The 15,978-nt window shown below is 33.5% G+C and carries 12 protein-coding genes and 2 pseudogenes; 7 read left to right on the top strand and 7 right to left on the bottom strand.

Features of this window, described 5'->3' with window-relative positions:
- Positions 1 to 16 precede the first annotated feature (16 nt).
- Positions 17 to 1,240 carry a hypothetical protein gene (locus tag LS64_RS07235; protein ID WP_052062611.1) on the bottom strand — a complete coding sequence of 408 codons (1,224 nt, stop codon included), beginning with the start codon at positions 1,238 to 1,240 and terminating at the stop codon, positions 17 to 19.
- A gap of 117 nt (positions 1,241 to 1,357) precedes the next feature.
- Here LS64_RS07235 and LS64_RS07230 point away from each other — a divergent pair, with 117 nt between their 5' ends.
- The 5 genes and pseudogenes from LS64_RS07230 (at position 1,358) to LS64_RS07200 (ending at position 5,620) form a co-directional block, all read left to right on the top strand.
- Entirely contained in the window at positions 1,358 to 1,852 is a 495-nt protein-coding gene (locus LS64_RS07230; protein WP_034573008.1) for a hypothetical protein, read from the top strand.
- Between the two features lie 113 nt (positions 1,853 to 1,965).
- Positions 1,966 to 2,823 carry a flagellar hook-basal body protein gene (locus tag LS64_RS07225; RefSeq protein WP_034573005.1) on the top strand — a complete coding sequence of 286 codons (858 nt, stop codon included), beginning with the start codon at positions 1,966 to 1,968 and terminating at the stop codon, positions 2,821 to 2,823.
- A gap of 228 nt (positions 2,824 to 3,051) precedes the next feature.
- Positions 3,052 to 3,702 (top strand): annotated as a pseudogene (locus tag LS64_RS12940) (aminotransferase class III-fold pyridoxal phosphate-dependent enzyme); the annotation flags it as partial.
- 318 nt (positions 3,703 to 4,020) lie between these two features.
- Positions 4,021 to 4,575, top strand: a pseudogene (locus LS64_RS14090) (aminotransferase class III-fold pyridoxal phosphate-dependent enzyme); the annotation flags it as partial.
- 562 nt (positions 4,576 to 5,137) lie between these two features.
- Positions 5,138 to 5,620, top strand: a complete 483-nt coding sequence (locus tag LS64_RS07200; RefSeq protein WP_034573003.1) for a hypothetical protein — start codon at positions 5,138 to 5,140, stop codon at positions 5,618 to 5,620.
- A 10-nt stretch (positions 5,621 to 5,630) separates the two neighbouring features.
- Here the strand turns inward: LS64_RS07200 and LS64_RS07195 are convergent, their stop codons facing one another.
- Positions 5,631 to 5,975, bottom strand: coding sequence for a hypothetical protein (locus LS64_RS07195; protein WP_034573000.1), 345 nt, complete (start codon positions 5,973 to 5,975; stop codon positions 5,631 to 5,633).
- Positions 5,976 to 6,105: 130 nt separating this feature from the next.
- Between LS64_RS07195 and flgL the strand changes: the two genes are divergently transcribed.
- Positions 6,106 to 8,658, top strand: coding sequence for a flagellar hook-associated protein FlgL (gene flgL / locus LS64_RS07190; RefSeq protein WP_034572997.1), 2,553 nt, complete (start codon positions 6,106 to 6,108; stop codon positions 8,656 to 8,658).
- Between the two features lie 30 nt (positions 8,659 to 8,688).
- Positions 8,689 to 9,201 (top strand): holo-ACP synthase, encoded by a 513-nt coding sequence (gene acpS / locus LS64_RS07185; RefSeq protein ID WP_052062609.1) that lies wholly within the window; start codon positions 8,689 to 8,691, stop codon positions 9,199 to 9,201.
- 3 nt (positions 9,202 to 9,204) lie between these two features.
- On the opposite strand, the gene LS64_RS07180 is transcribed toward acpS, so the two are convergent.
- The 5 genes from LS64_RS07180 to LS64_RS07160 are packed head-to-tail and all read right to left on the bottom strand — an operon-like array spanning position 9,205 to position 15,882.
- Positions 9,205 to 9,459: a hypothetical protein gene (locus LS64_RS07180; protein ID WP_034572994.1), complete on the bottom strand. Its 255-nt coding sequence runs from the start codon at positions 9,457 to 9,459 to the stop codon at positions 9,205 to 9,207.
- Between the two features lies 1 nt (position 9,460).
- A complete protein-coding gene (locus LS64_RS07175) occupies positions 9,461 to 11,635 on the bottom strand; it encodes a dynamin family protein (RefSeq protein ID WP_034572991.1) in 2,175 nt (724 codons plus the stop codon).
- Between the two features lie 2 nt (positions 11,636 to 11,637).
- Entirely contained in the window at positions 11,638 to 12,048 is a 411-nt protein-coding gene (locus LS64_RS07170; RefSeq protein ID WP_052062608.1) for an SMI1/KNR4 family protein, read from the bottom strand.
- A gap of 16 nt (positions 12,049 to 12,064) precedes the next feature.
- The gene (locus LS64_RS07165; protein WP_052062607.1) at positions 12,065 to 12,631 is read right to left on the bottom strand and encodes an HNH/ENDO VII family nuclease; all 567 of its coding nucleotides are present in this window, start codon (positions 12,629 to 12,631) and stop codon (positions 12,065 to 12,067) included.
- Complete coding sequence (locus LS64_RS07160; protein ID WP_034572988.1) at positions 12,628 to 15,882, bottom strand: ATP-binding protein; 3,255 nt, start codon at positions 15,880 to 15,882, stop codon at positions 12,628 to 12,630. Before LS64_RS07160 ends, LS64_RS07165 begins: the two co-directional genes overlap by 4 nt.
- Between the last annotated feature and the right edge of the window lie 96 nt (positions 15,883 to 15,978).

The following is a 15,978-nucleotide window of genomic DNA, read 5'->3' as shown; positions in this document are numbered from 1 at the left end:
CAAAAATATTAGCATTTTAATTCTTAACAACCTCAAAACTTGTGACTTTTACGCCATTGTAGATTATAGAAATATCGCCGCTTTTAGATTCTATAAGCTTGTATTTTGGCGGGGAATTTTGAGCCATAGCGTTAATTCCATAGAATCTAAGTCGCAAAAACAAGTCTTTATTTGGCACGTCAATATAAGTAATATTGCGTTTGTAAAGCTCTTTTGCGACCTCTTTTGCACCATAAAATGAGTAAGCGAAGTTTTTTTCTTTAACAAAAAAATATGTAATTTTATTCCCAAAAAGTCCTATATTTCCTAATATTAAAAAAAATAAAACTAGGTAAATCCTAACTTTATAGCGAAAGCGAAATCGTGGCAAACGCGAATTGATATTAAACATCGCTTTTTTCACAAAAATGGGCAATGCGACACTTAGTTCAGGCAAAAAACTTTGGATTTGCACCTGCTGTCTTGTCGATAATAAAAAAACAAAAATAAAGCCTACAAAGGGAATGAGATTAAGCAAACTCGCCTTATTATGAAACGTCCAAGAATACAAAATCGCCACATAATAAATGAAAAGCCCGGGGCTAAAAAGTAGCAGCAAAGAGCCCAAAATATCGAGTATATAAGCGTGTGGGACGCCGTGAATGGGGGAGAAAATACTCATATTCACGCCAAAGCAAATAATGGCGAAAATTAGCGTCTTGCTCTTGCGATAGATTAGCGAATAAAAAAAAAGAGATAGCGTGAGTATCGCACCTCCAGCGTCCAAAAACACCACAAAAATAAACATCACATACAAGATTCTATCATATCGCAGCTGATAGTAGATTATCAAAAGTGATGTAAAAGTGAGAATCTCAACATTTGAAATGATTAACGCCTCAATGCTAACGCCCGGAATTAGCATAAACAAAATCACGCAAAATAGGGCTTGTGGTGCGTTTTTCAGCACCAAAAGCGAAATATTATACATCAAAATGCAGCTCAAAATATGGAGTATGACAAAGGGCAGACGCGCGCCAAAATCATTCAAAAGTGGGTCATTAAAAAAAAACTCACACAATTTTACGCCAAAATTTGCGATATGAAAGCTAAGCTGTGAATTTTCAAAAAAGCCACGAGCTTCTTTGGCATAAATGCTCGTTTCATTTATCATTAGCATTAATGCAATAAAATCGATAAATAATGCTAGGATGAATAATAGGTTGATATTAAAAGTTTTAAAATATGTAACTTTATCCATTTTATTAATCCTAGCATTTTTATAGAATCTAAATCGACTTTTGTTATAAATTATAATATAAAAGTTAATATTTTCTTTGTATAATCTTAGGTTTATTTCGCTAGATAAAGGAAAAATATGGTTAAGAAGTTGTGTTTGGGCTTTATGCTTTGTGTTTGTGGTCTTTTGGCGGTTGAGGGCTTAGATTTTCAGCCTATTGAAAAGGCACGATTAAGGGTGTTTGAAAGCCTTTATAGCAAGGATTTAGACACCATTGCAAAACAGCAAAAGTTTTTGAAAGATAATTTCAAACAGGCTCAAGAAAACGACATTTACACATTCCCAAAAGTAAGTATAGAAAACGCTTATAATGCGTATGCGTTGGCAAATGAAGATGAAATGTTTAAACGTGAGCTACCTAGCACAAATAAGGCGTTTAAAAAAGAGTCCTTAGACAACAAAAATACTTCGCTAATCACTTATGTGTGGGGAAAAGATTCTAAAAGTTTGGTTGTGACAAGCCTTAAACTAAAGGGCGAAGAGATTTGCACTAAGGAGACGTTGGATTTTTCTCCTAAAGGAAATGCTACGATTTTAAAGGTAAATTATCAACAATATTGTTTTGATAAATAATTTTGGACTCCTTTTTGCTTCTACCTTACCCAAATGGATTTGTAGATTCTCTCAATTAAGGATAAACACAAAAGGAATTTATAGAATCTAAATAAACTCTCAAGGAATGAGAAATGCAAACAGGATATTACGGCGCTACAGGCGGTATGGTTACGCAGTTTAATAGGCTTGATGTGATTTCGCACAATTTGGCGAATCTTAACACAAATGGCTATAAACGCGATGATGTGGTTATCGGCGATTTTATGCGGCTTTGGCAGGGGCATCAGGACACGCTTCCCATCCCTGATGATACGCAGGCGGCGGCTCGTTTCATCAATCGCACTATGACTCGCGTCCCTACGATTGCGGAATCTTACACCGACCATAGCGTTGGCTCGATGGATTTTACCGAGAATGAGCTTGATTTCGCTTTGAAATCGCCAAATATGTTTTTTGCCGTGCAGACGCCAAATGGTATCGCTTATACGCGAAATGGTAGCTTTAGCATTAGCGATGATGGCTATCTTGTGACTAAAGAGGGCTTTCATGTGCTATCTCGCGATGGAATCGACAATGAGGGCGGCATTATGATGAACTCAAATATGCAAATCGCAGTCGATAAAAACGGCAATATCGGCTTTAAGGACTTGACAAACGAGGGCATTCAGGGCAATATCGCGGGTGGTAGCTTGGCGATTGTGACTTTTGATAATCCTAAGTTTTTGAAAAAAATCGGCTCAAGCCTTTATATCGAGGATAGAAAAGTGCCAAATGATACGACAAGTGAAGGCTTAGCGGGGGCTAATCTTGTGTATAATAGTGGTGCGGTAGAGCAAGGCTTTTTGGAGAAAAGTAATGTAAATGCGGTGCTTGAAATGTCGAGTATGATTGAGACAAATCGCCTTGTGGATATGTATTCAAAGGTTATGAAAACGCACATGGACGAGCTAAATAGCGAGGCAATTAACAAACTTGCCGTCCGCGCATAAAAGGGTTTTGATAGATTCTATATAGAATCTAAAAGTAGTAAAATGAAAAATTTAAACACAAAATATATCAAAAAAGATTTGAAATATATTTGGCATCCGTGCTCGCAGATGAAGTATTATTGTGAAGATTTTTTGGAATCTAATTGCCAAGATTCTAAATATTCTAAGAAATTACAGAATCTAGATTGTAAAAAAGATTCTAAAAAAACGCAGAATCTAGAAACCTTGCCTTTGATTCCTATTAAACGTGCTAAGGGCGTGTATTTGTTTGATTTTAATGATAAAAAATATATCGATTGCGTGTCGAGTTGGTGGGTGAATCTTTTTGGGCATCAAAATAAATATATAAATAAAAAAATAAAAAGTCAGTTAAACACGCTAGAGCATATCATTATGGCGGGTTTTACGCACAAAAGTATTATTGATTTTTCGGCTCGACTTTGTGGGCTTTTGCCGCGTGATTTAAGCAAGTGTTTTTACGCGGATAATGGCTCTAGCGCTATCGAAGTCGCTTTGAAAATGAGCTTTCATTATTTTCAAAATATGCAGGATTCTAAGAAAAATATAGAATCTAATTTGCAAGATTCTCAAAAAAGTATAGAATCTAATTCGCAAAATTTGCAAGATTCTAAGAAATTACAGAATCTAGATTCTAAAAAATCTGGCGAAAATATGGAATCTAATCCGCAAAATTCTAATAAAAACGCAGAATCTACAAACCAAAAAACGCTCTTTTTGTGCCTTGAAAATTCCTATCACGGCGAGACTTTGGGGGCGTTAAGCGTGGGCGATGTGCCACTTTATAAGGAAACTTATAAGCCGCTTTTATTACAGGCAATTACCACGCCTGTGCCAAATTTCTGTGATAAAAATATGGAATCTAAAACCCAAGATTCCAAGAAAGATACAGAATCTACTTTGCAAGATTCTAAAGATTCTCATAAAAGTATAGAATCTAAGTCGCAAAATAATATAGATTCTAAGAATTTAGCGAATCTAGATTCTAAAAAATCGAGCGAAAATATAGAATCTAAAAATGCAGATTCTACAAAAATAGATTCTAACATTTCTCATAAATTTATAGAATCTAATTCCCAAGATTCTACAAAAATGAACTCTAAAAATTCCCAAAATAATATAGATTCTGCAAATCATATAGAATCTTCTCCCAAAATAAAAAAAACAACTGCCTACTGCTTAAGTGAGCTAGAAAAGATTCTAAACACTAACGCTGATAAAATTGCCGCATTTATCCTTGAGCCGCTTGTGCAGTGCGCTGGAAATATGAATATGTATCCGCACGAATTTGTCAAAAAGGCGTGTGAGATGTGCCGAAATCGCGGCATTTTGGTGATTTTTGATGAGATTGCGACTGGTTTTGGTCGCACGGGGCGGATGTTTGCGTTTGAGCATTGCAATTTTGTGCCTGATTTTCTTTGTCTTTCAAAGGGCATTAGCGGCGGATATTTGCCGCTTTCAGTCGTGGTGACGAGGCAGAATATCTATCGCGCCTTTTATCACAATGACATTAAAAAAGCCTTTTTGCACTCGCATAGTTACACGGGAAATGCGCTTGCGTGTGCGGCGGCAAATGCGAGTTTGGATATTTTTGAAAAGCGTGATATTTTGGCGAAAAATGCGAAGAAAAGTGCGTATATTTGGGCTGGTTTGAGTGCGATTTTGGCTAAAGATTCTATAAAATCTAAGGTAAAAAATGTGCGATATCAAGGAATGATTTTTGCGTTTGATTTAAATACGGAGTTTTTGGAATCGCAAAATAGCCAAGATTCTAAGAATTTAGGGAATCTAGATTCTAAAAAAAATATAGAATCTAACTCGCAAGATTCTAAAAATTCTCATAAAAATATAGAATCTAATTTGCAAAATATACAAGATTCTAAGAATATAGAATCTAAAAACATAGATTCTATAAAAATAGATTCTAAAAATCCAAAAATAGATGTTTCGCTTAACGTTCAACATGACAAACACATAGAATCTAAAATGGATACTTCGTCCATATCACAACATAAAAACACAGAATCTAAAAAAAACTACGGCTATATTTTCTATAAAAAAGCCCTAAAAAAAGGCTTACTCCTCCGCCCTTTAGGCAACACAATCTATCTTATGCCCCCATACATCATCACTAAAAAACAAATCAACTATATCCTAAAAACCATAAAAAAGATTCTAAAAAAGTTATAAAAGTTACTTTTTAGCACGATTTTTATAAAAATCTTAGAATTACCAAAAAACCCTTGACAAAGTTTTTTTTATATGATTGAATCTAATAAAATCTAAAAGGATAAATATGCCAGCAAATCCACTTAAAACCATAATAGACGGAATAGCAGAAATATTTGGCAACTATAAATTATCTAAGCAAGAAGCACAAAATTACATAGACAAGGGAAAAAGCCTACTAGAACAAACCAAAAAAACCTTGCAAGGATATAAAGATAATGCCAAAATAAGCCTTGATAGTTTAGAAAAACTAAAAGAAAAAGTTGAGCTTGGCACATTAAGGCAATACACAGGCTTAAAAAATAGAATTGTAGAATCTAATGATAAGAATCCGCCAGTAATATTATCTGGAGCGGCTGGTTTTGCTGCGTTTAGCAATCCCTTTGGCGATATGAGCGACAAGGATAAGGAAAAATTACTTGAAACGTTAGATAAACTAGCAAAAGTCACAATTTCAATTGCTGGTAATGTTGTTAAAAATATTATGGAAACCACACAGAACGAAAGTAAAGAGTTAATGAATAAAATAGAAAAAAGATGGGGGAATTAGAATCTAGATTCTATAAAAACAACTTCACATTCAACTTTTCATCCAAAAACATCGCAATGAAAAAACTTAGCATTTTATTCTCATTTGTGATTAGATTAACAGATATTTTATCGCGTTCATATAGTTTTAAAAAAAAGCCTATAAGGCAGGTAGGTAGCGGATGCGAGTCAATGAATTTCACCTCCAGCACATCAAAAGCCTTATTTTTAAGATGCGAAATCTCATCAGTTTCAGCCAGCTCAAATAAATCACTTTTAAAATTCTTATACTCATCATAATCCCTAATCTGCCCTGTGCAAACCACGCTCAATCGCCTATCCTCAATCCCACCTTCCATTGTAAAAACATTTGGCATAATATTTCCTTTGTGTTATGGAATATAGATGTGAATTATATCTTTTTTTAGAATCTTTTGGCACATAAATTGCTTTTTTATATCGATAATTTATCTTTATGGTTATAAAAGAGTAATAAAGAGGTGTGAAATGCGCGTAACATTTGGGACGAAATATAATCAGATTCTAAATAATAATAGCGGTATGACGCAGGGTTTGAATGATTTAAACACTAAGATTGCAAGTGGGAAAAAGATTCAATACGGCTGGCAAGACGCTTCTGTGGCTAATCAGAATCTAAAACTAGAATATGATGAAGTAACCCTAGAGCAAGGAATTGATGTCGCCAAATCCGCTGAAACGCAAACGCTAAACTCTGATAAAGCCTTGCAAGAAATTTCACTAGCTATGGTGCAGTTTAAGCAAAAGCTATTACACGCGGCTAATGACTTACACACTCCTACATCAAGAGAAGCCCTTGCGCGTGATTTAGAAGCGACAAAAGCACACATTATAAATATCGGTAATACTTCTATTGGTGGTAATTTTATCTTTTCAGGTAGCAAGGTTGGCACACAGCCCTTTGATATGGAAGGGAACTATTATGGTAATGACGAGGAGCTAAACGCGCTAATTAGCTCCAAAAATCTAGTGCCTTTTAATATCACAGGTGAAGAATTATTTTATGGAATAGATAATGATAAACATAGATTAATTACCACAAATGAGCGAATGCTAAATCAAACGCGACTTCATCCAGCTACAATGGATAAAAGTGAAAAACACGCCGAACCAGCGGAAGTCTATATCAACGAAGAAAATACATTACGCGATTTAATCGGCGATAATGATAATGACACAAGCAATAATGGTAAGGAATATTTCTATGTGCAAGGCGTAAATAGCAGGGGGCAAAGTTTTAAATCAAAGTTTGCCTTAGATGTTGGCTATTCTAATGAAAGAAATGCGACAAAAGTGCGTGATTTACTTGATAGAATAGGTGTTGCCTTTGGTAATACTAATGCTACAAAAGTGGTAGATGTGCGGCTTAATAACTGGGGGCAAATTGAGATTAAGGATTTAAAGACCGGGAGTTCTAGCATAGATTTTCACATGATTTCTAGTGAAGCGGATGTCGATGATTTAAATGACTTAGAAAAGCTAGGGGCAAGGACTAAAATTTATAGCCGACAGAATCTAACAAGTGAATTTAGCGTTAGCTCAATGCGTGGCGTAAATGATTTATATGATAATCGCGTAACGCACATTCCTACAACGCTAATTCGCAAAGATAATGTAATGGCTGAAATTGATACGAAATTAGAAGATATTATGGCGGTAGAAGCCCGTTATATAAAAATCACAGGCACACCGCCAAATGAAGCTGATGGTAGCATTTCTAATCGTGATTTAGGAGAGCCTTTAGTCGTGGATATTAAGGGTATGGAAGTGCGCGATTTATTTAAGGCGATAAAAGAGTATTTTGGTGGAAATGTAGAAGTAGATTTAGACCATGGGCAAATTAGCGTGTGGGATAAAAACGTGAAAAATAAAAGCACAGATACGATGAAACCGCCTTTTGATGGTCCGCGTGGCTTATCCATTCAGCTAACTAGCCTTGATGAAAAGGGTGATGAAGTAAATGGCTTTACTTCTCACATCGGTAAAAGCTATACAAAAACGCAGTTTGAGCAGCTTGGCTCTAAAATTCGCGGTAATATCGTGCAAAGCATTTCAGGCACTTCAGTGTTAGCAAAAGATAATACAAAGCTAATCGAAGTAACCGATGGTAGCCTAAATGGTAAGACCTATGGCTTTAAATTCCACGACCATAATGGTATCGAGCTTGAAGCGAGCCTAACTTTTACTAAGCAAGGCAGTTTTTTAGAGTTACCAAAACAGCGAAGCGATGGGACTATAAAGATTCCATTATTTAACCCAGATGATGAGCCACCAGCGGTGACAATTAGTGAAGGTGATAAGGTAACATATCGTCAATTAATGGATGCAATGTCAATTGCCCTAAATTATAGCAATGAAGATGATAAAACACTTAGTGCGGCGCAAGTAAAAGGTGGAAAACCTACACAAGCACATAAAGATGCTTATGAGGAGCTTTTGACAAGGGCTAAAGTAAAGTTTGACATAGGCTTTGATAGCGAGGGTAAAATCACTATTCAAGATAATGTCCGCTCGGTTACTAGAATGACAATGATGTTTTATGACAGGGACCAAAGCAAGTTTGATGAAGACACGATTTATAATTCTAAGGCAAATATTAGATTAAATGCAAATGCGTCCTTAGTCGTGGATGACCCTAAAATCCACTTTTTTAAAGGGCTAAATGATGCTATTCAGTGTGTGCGAGATGGAATCTATCGTGCGGGCGCATTAACAGGACAGCGATATGATAATACAATGCAAAGTATAGGGATTCAAAATGCGATTGAAAAAATCGACCACTTAAGCGACCATATCGAAAAAATCATATCTAAAAATGGGGCGCACACGCGGACATTCCAAAACTCAATCGCGCGTAATGAAATCATAAAAACGCAAGTAACAGGCATTAAGGGTGAAACAATCGGCACAGACTTAGCCGAAACATATAATAAATTCACAAACTTAAGCAATAACTACCAAGCGGTTCTAACCTCCACCAACCGCATAAACAACCTATCACTTGTGAATTATTTGAATTAAGATTCTATAGAATCTTAAAAAGTGGCAAAAATGAAACTTGAAATAGGCAATGATATTGTAGAAATTTCGCGTATAGATTCTATATTTAGGCGGTATAAATTTGTGTTTTTAAATCGCATTTTACATCCTTGCGAGATTTTATTAACTTTAAAACAAAGCCATTTAGAATCTTCTTTTATAAAATGCAATAAGTTTTTTAAAGATTCTAAAAATCCTTATTTTTCGTTTAAAAAATTACAGAATATAGATTCTATAAATCTTTTAGAATCCTTTGAGTCTTTAGAATCTTTTAGGATAGAAACAATCGCTGGTTTTTGGGCGGCAAAAGAAGCCACTTCAAAGGCTCTAGGCTGTGGCATAAGTAAATATTTAGGATTTAAAGATATGTGTATTTTTAAAGATTCTAAAGGTAAGCCATACATTAAAATTAATAAGAAAAAGAAAAAACTTTTTCATATTAAAAGTATTTCTATATCCTTAAGCCATGAAAAAAATCTCGCTCTTGCCACTTGTATGATGATAATCACAAACAAGACGTCATAGAATCTAAGCTCTGTTTTTAAGGGCGGCTTTTATCATCTGGTGTAAGTCGGGGAAATCGCTTACCTTTGTATTTAGCATATTTTCTAGCATTTTATAGTCTTTATCTCTAATGGCTCGCTCTATATCTTGCTTATACATATCATATCTGTCTTTATCTGTTGTGGTGTAGGTATTTTCTTGCTTTTTAGCCTTTTTTGTCATAAAATACACTGCCGCACCTATCCCTGCTAATGCCACTATTATTAAGAAATTATCCATATTATTCTCCCATTTGTGATAAGATTTGTGATTGTAGCTTGTCAAACTCAGCTGCTGCGTCTTCTACATCTTGTAGTTTGTGTGTGCTAGATTCTAATTCTTTTTTTAGATTCTGTATTTTTGCTTCCTGGGCCAGGATAAATGTATTAAATAAATTATTATAGCTATCACATAAAGATTCTATGCTTTTGTTAGAATCTTGCTTTATCTTATTTATATTTGGATATATATTATTTTCTATATTTTGCTGTATTTCTTTTCTTATTATAGATAGATTTATTTTATATCCATCTTTATAGGTTATAGTCCTTTCATCTCCCCAAGTCCATGGCTTATACCATGTAGAATCGCTTACTTTATAGCTATCAGTTGTCTCCTGTATATCCATTTTTATATTTATATCATCAATATCAATATGGATATTTTTGTAATCTATATTCACATTTTCTATCTCTAAGGTCTTGCCTATGTGTGATTCTATCTTGCTTTTATATTGCATAAATGTTATATCACACTCCGTATATATATCCACAAATATCATTGCTATATCATTTTCTATAAAAAGAAATTGATTTGTAATATCTTGCATTACTTCTTGTAAAAATTCAGGCACAAGATTTAAACATTCTTGCTTTTTATCATCGCTTACAGATGTTTTTACATTCATTATATCACTTGTGATTTTTTTGACATCATTTTCAAGGATTGCTTTTTTAGCGGCACTTTTAGAATCTTCTTTACTATAGCCATCAAGGTATCTAATTGTAAAAAAGCCAACCCCAGCTGCTATACTATCCACTTGCTCCTTGCCAAAGTATTCTTGCTTTCTAGATTCTATAATATCTGCAAGTTCTCCTTGTGCTTTATATATTTCTTGCTGCATATATTCTTGTATATCTTTTTTATATTGTGGCATATCTTGCTTTAGATAAGATTGCGCATCTTGAAGATTCTGTGCTGCTTTGCTTTTAGGTTTGCTATATATGCCTATTTGCATATTAAAATTTTTTTTTATCAATTCAAACGATTTTTTTATACTATCTTTTATTCTATTTAGAATCTTTTCTGCGACATTATGTTCTATATATTTATTGATTTCTTGTTCTAAAGATGTTATACCCAAGTATTCTATAAACTCACGCTCCCAAGAATCGCCAAATATACGCATAAAAAATTCTCTTTTTCCTTTTAAATCTTGCTCTGCGTCATCATCAAAGCTAGATTCTATAGTATTTTTTAATAAATGATAATATGATGATACAAGCAATACTTTAGGATTTTCTATACCATAAGTTTTTGCTGCATTTTCTAGCTTCTCTTTTGCTTCTTTTTCATTTTTACCAAAGTATTTATGCTCTAGCTCATTATTTAATGCCTTTAGTTCTTGCTTTGATTTATTATGCTCTTTGGCTAATATATCTTTTATATTTTGTCTATTATCTTTTAGTGCACCATCGATTTTATTAATGATAAAAAATACCTCAAAATCTTTTGCTTTTTTAGTAGCTATTCTTTCTTTTATCGCATGCCAAAGCCCTAGCTTATCATTTTGTGTATTATTTGTCTCTATTTGACTATCTAGCTGATTATAGTCAAATAGAAATAAAACCATATCAGTATGCCTTAAAATTTCGCTTGTAGAATTTTTATGCTTTTGTGAATACTCCTCGCCCTTTGCATTTGGTCCGGGCGTATCTATAAAGATTACTTCCACGCTATTAAATGGATTTTTTATATTTTCAAATGGATAGTATAAATCTATACGTTCCACATTTTTATATTTTTCATCTTTTATATCATTTTTGAATGTTTCATCATTTTTTGCATAATCTTTTATTTCAGATTCTATATTTTGTGTTACTTCTATTTTTTCACCATTACTTTTTGTTACTACTAGCTTTTTAGAATCTTTATTGTGAATATATGTTGGGCAGTCAGTGGTTGATTTTGTATAGGCTGGCAGTATTTCTTTACCAAATAGTGCGTTTATAAGCGTAGATTTCCCCGCACTCATATTTGCAACGATAGCGATTTTATACTCGCTTTTAGCCACATTTATAGAATCTAAAATCTCTTTTATTTCCACTATGGTCGTTTTATCTAAATATTCATTTGAGTTTATATACTCACTTATATTTTTTGCTAAAGCCTTTAAGTTTTTTATATGTTTATCCATTTTTACTCCTTTATACTCTTTATTTCTTGTAATAAAAAGGCTTTAAATGTTAGATTTAGATTCTGCGGATTGTCAAATTCGCCGTATTTAAATAAAAATACATTATCTTTAGAATCTACGCAGTAAAAATCGCCATTTCCAACTTCTTCTACCACGATAAAATCTTTGTATAAATTAATCTCTTCTCTAGCATTAAGTGTGGCAAATACAGCACTAGGTATAGAATCTTCGCTTTTACAGATTCCATAAAATTCCAAATATTCTACGCTTAAATTCCCAAACTCTTTTAAAAACGCCCTATATTCTTCGCCTACTTTAAGCCCTAATTTAGATTCAAAAGATTCTATATCGCTATCACTTGCACCTTTTCCACACTCTAGCTCTAAACCTAATTTTTTTATTTCAGCATACATTTTCTTGCTCCTTTTATTAATTTTTAGCCATTTGAGCTTCTATCTCTGCAGCCCTTGCTTTCCAGTGTTCCGCTTTTTGCTTTGCAAATTCTACTCTATCAATTTCACTAACCTTACTTTTATCATGCAAGATTCCATCATTTTCTCTGTGAACTGACTCTTTTAGCTCTGCAAATGGAGAATCTTTTCCTTGCCCTATATGATGTAGATTGTATGGTCTACCATTTTCATCTAAAGGTGGAAGACCTTGTTTCATTCGCTCTAAATTTGTCCTACCTACACCATCTTTTAAATTAGGGTCAATACTATCATCTACAAGACAGATTCTATCATTTACTTCTCTTTCTTTTAACCCTTCTTTAATGTATAACTGAACCTCTTCTAGACTTCTTATCCACTCATTTATTTTATCACTAAAGGGTGAAATTTCTTTGATTTTTTCTAGCACATCTTTTGCTACATCTACGATTTTATTGACTTTGTCAAGTAGCTCTTTTGGTGCGTGTTCTATAATTGCAGTTCCTGCTTTTTTCAATATTTCTTTTCCTGCTTCTTTTGCAATCGTTGATATTAATGGATTCATTCTTTCTCCTTATAAAATGTAGTCTTTGTAATATCAAAGAATGTTTGTTTTAAATCTTTGAAATTTTTATGCGTTGGGCTTATTTGCAAATATTGAGATAGCTTATTGTCCACATCTTGCACACTTTCACTTTCTTTTATGGAATCTTCAAAGCATAAAGATTCTAATAACAGCAAAGTAAAATCTATATTTCCATCCCTTTTTTCTTTCATAAAAATATTTTTGATATTTGCGGGGGCAAAACTAACTTGTAAATTATCTTTTGCCTTAGATATAGCCTCATATTCATTTTTATTTAGTGCGTTTATAAAATATAAAAATGCCTTATAGATTTCTAAATAGCAATCTACATTTTTATAATATTGCATATTTGAAATAAAGCTTAAAGACAAAAAAGCATAAGAGAAAAGATAGAATCTAATATTTAAACTAGATTCTATATTTATCATTTCTAATAGACTACAAAAATTACCCCACGCACTCTTAAAGTTAGAATCTAAAAGAGTAGAGGCTATAAAATCAAAACACCTGCGTTTTAATATATCAAGTGGAATCTCCCTAAACACCCCAAAGTCAAAATTAGCAATATAGAATCTAGATTCAAAAGGTAGCTCGTATTTCAAGTATTCATTAGATTCTATAAATCTAGTATTAAACGCACTAAAATCGCCAACACTCGCCTTTTCCACATTTATATAATCAATGCTAACCATAAAGGCAGTATGCACATCTTTATTATGCACGATAGCCTCCCCACTTTTTAGCTCGGCTATGTCTAGAATCTGCTCAGGAGTCAAATTTATCGCATTACCGATTAAATCCCTATCTTCTTTATCCATAGTTCTATGCAGTATTTTTACATTCGTATTTTTTATTACATCAGGGTGCAGCTTACTTGCGATTTGGTCAGCGATAATTAAGCCTTGCCCATAGCTTCTAATCTCTGCTAGTAAATTTACAAAAGATTCTACCGCCCTCCCACGCGGATTAGCCTCTTCGCTACTAACATTTAGCGAAATATTTGGCAAAAGTCTATGAGCCTCTTCAATAACGCAGATATGTTTTAGCTCGTTATTAGAATCTCCCTTAGCTTCTCTATATACATAAAGTCTATCTAGTATTAGTCCCATTAAAAAGGCTTTTTCAGCGTCATCAGCGATATTACTTAGCTCTATAATACTAGGCTTTTCAAATAAGATATTAGAATCTAGCGCGTGATGTGAGTTAAAAATCTTGCCTTTTATACCAAGTGTTAGATTATTGATTCTAGTCTTTAATGCGGCTTTAATGTTAGAATCTAGCTCGCCAGCATATCCTGCTTCCTCTACTATAGAATCTATTTTTGCTTTTAAGTCTAGCATTGTAGGGAAAAGCAGCATTTTACGCGTCTTATCAGCACTTTTAGATTCTGTAAAATATGGATTAGATTCACTATTAAAATTCCAGCCTTTATCCTCATAGATTCTATGCAGGGCATCTTCTAATATATAACTCATAGGACCATACATAGGGAAAGCAGAGCAAAATGTAGTCTTTAGCATATCCACATGTTTTGTAAGATTTTTCCCACTAAAAATAAATGGATTAAATCTAAAGCAATCATTTATCACGCCCGGGCGAAATACTTGCAAATGCGGGATTTTGCTAATCAAATTTTTATACTCACTCTTAGCAGGTTCAATCACTAGAAATGGCACACTAGATTCTAATAGAATCTTTTTTATACTATTAGACTTCCCACTGCCTGTGATACCACTAACAAATATATGCGAATTTATCGCAGCATTACTAAGATAGAATCTTTTATTAGTTTTTAGCTTACGATTTAGGATATTTCCTATTTGCATGTTAGATTCTACATTTTTAGATTCTAAAAGCCCTTGAGATAAGCCAAAGTGCGAATATTTAGATACGCAGATTCCATTTATATCAATGGTTGGCAGGGCGTTTAGTATTGCTAACTCTTGCGTGTTTAAGGCACTGCTTATGCCACTTAGGCTTTTATCAATAACATTATTTTCACTAGATTCTAAAAGCTGATATTTAATCGTATTTTGCTTAAAAAACTCGCTAGATTTATAGCTAGGGGTAAATCTAATGCTTTCATAAAAGCTCTCTTGCCCACTACACACACTTTTTAGCACATAGCTAACATTATCTAGTAAGCTTTTAGAATCTGCTTGTAAATACACGCTAACCTGCCACATACCATCATTTAGTCCATGTTGGAATCTTTGTATATATTTGTCAATTAGCTTTTCGCAAAATTCTGCGGATTTATTTATTTCTTCGATTGTAATGCCATAGGTCGTATTTGTATTAATGCTTTCTTGTATATTAGTAGTATGGCTAGTAGCTGTAGATGTTGTATCTGTGTATGATGTACCTGTGGTGGTAGATGTGCTAGTATTTGTGCTTGTGGAGCGTGAATATGACGCATTTACATTTGCTATTTTCACACATTTACCGATACCACCACTTATACCAAGAGTATGAGATGTGCTTTCTCCTCTTGTATAACTATTTGATTGATTACTACCCACTGATGTAGATTTAGAATCTGTTGTCCCACTAGATTCACCCCATGATGTACTTGCACCTTTTGATTCTTGTAGATTCTTGCTTTGCTTTACTAGTTTATGTATTTCATTCCCTAAATTTTGATAGTTTGAAATAATATTTTGTATAGATTCTATACTATAGCTTTTTGCCACGACAAAGATTCTAAAGGGCGTATTTTGCAATGGAGAAATGAGCCACTCTAAGCCTTGTTTATACACTTTATTAGAATCTTTTTTAAGACTAGGCAGCCCTAGCATCATTTTTGTATATTCTAGATTTTTAAACGTCTTTTTATCTATAATCTCGCTTTTACCCCCAGCATAGATTCCATTAAATAGATTTTGCAAAAACGCTACATTAGAATCTTTAGAATCTGCATTAGATTCTATCCCAAGATAAAGGCTTAGCCCATCGCTAGTATTTTCAATCATATAAATAAAGCTTTTACCCGCATTTGCCACACTGCTAAGAAGCGTGCTAATATCTTGTAGCAAAATATCATTAATCTCACTTTGCCTATCATATCCTATATGAGAAATCTTAATAAATTCTACATTTTCAATATCTTGTCTTTGCAAGGAGGTAAGTGGCATATTCTCCAAACCCTGTCGCTGCAAAAAGCCCTGCATAGTAATATCTAGCCGTATATTAGTTATATCATTTTGTATAATTTTCTTTTGCTCATTCATATAAAACCTTAAGTCTCAAACTAAAAGCATTATACAAAAAAAAAAAAAAAAAAACATCTTGTGTAGATTTTTTGAAAAAATATCACAAAAATTTTT

This window comes from Helicobacter saguini (assembly GCF_000762875.2).
Taxonomy (GTDB): domain Bacteria; phylum Campylobacterota; class Campylobacteria; order Campylobacterales; family Helicobacteraceae; genus Helicobacter_A; species Helicobacter_A saguini.
This window is presented reverse-complemented; position numbering and strand designations above follow the sequence as displayed.

Coding starts and splice junctions, on each gene's coding strand:
- LS64_RS07235 (WP_052062611.1), bottom strand. CDS start 1,240: ATGGATAAAGTTACATATTTTAAAACTTTTAATATCAACCTATTATTC.
- LS64_RS07230 (WP_034573008.1), top strand. CDS start 1,358: ATGGTTAAGAAGTTGTGTTTGGGCTTTATGCTTTGTGTTTGTGGTCTT.
- LS64_RS07225 (WP_034573005.1), top strand. CDS start 1,966: ATGCAAACAGGATATTACGGCGCTACAGGCGGTATGGTTACGCAGTTT.
- LS64_RS07200 (WP_034573003.1), top strand. CDS start 5,138: ATGCCAGCAAATCCACTTAAAACCATAATAGACGGAATAGCAGAAATA.
- LS64_RS07195 (WP_034573000.1), bottom strand. CDS start 5,975: ATGCCAAATGTTTTTACAATGGAAGGTGGGATTGAGGATAGGCGATTG.
- flgL (WP_034572997.1), top strand. CDS start 6,106: ATGCGCGTAACATTTGGGACGAAATATAATCAGATTCTAAATAATAAT.
- acpS (WP_052062609.1), top strand. CDS start 8,689: ATGAAACTTGAAATAGGCAATGATATTGTAGAAATTTCGCGTATAGAT.
- LS64_RS07180 (WP_034572994.1), bottom strand. CDS start 9,459: ATGGATAATTTCTTAATAATAGTGGCATTAGCAGGGATAGGTGCGGCA.
- LS64_RS07175 (WP_034572991.1), bottom strand. CDS start 11,635: ATGGATAAACATATAAAAAACTTAAAGGCTTTAGCAAAAAATATAAGT.
- LS64_RS07170 (WP_052062608.1), bottom strand. CDS start 12,048: ATGTATGCTGAAATAAAAAAATTAGGTTTAGAGCTAGAGTGTGGAAAA.
- LS64_RS07165 (WP_052062607.1), bottom strand. CDS start 12,631: ATGAATCCATTAATATCAACGATTGCAAAAGAAGCAGGAAAAGAAATA.
- LS64_RS07160 (WP_034572988.1), bottom strand. CDS start 15,882: ATGAATGAGCAAAAGAAAATTATACAAAATGATATAACTAATATACGG.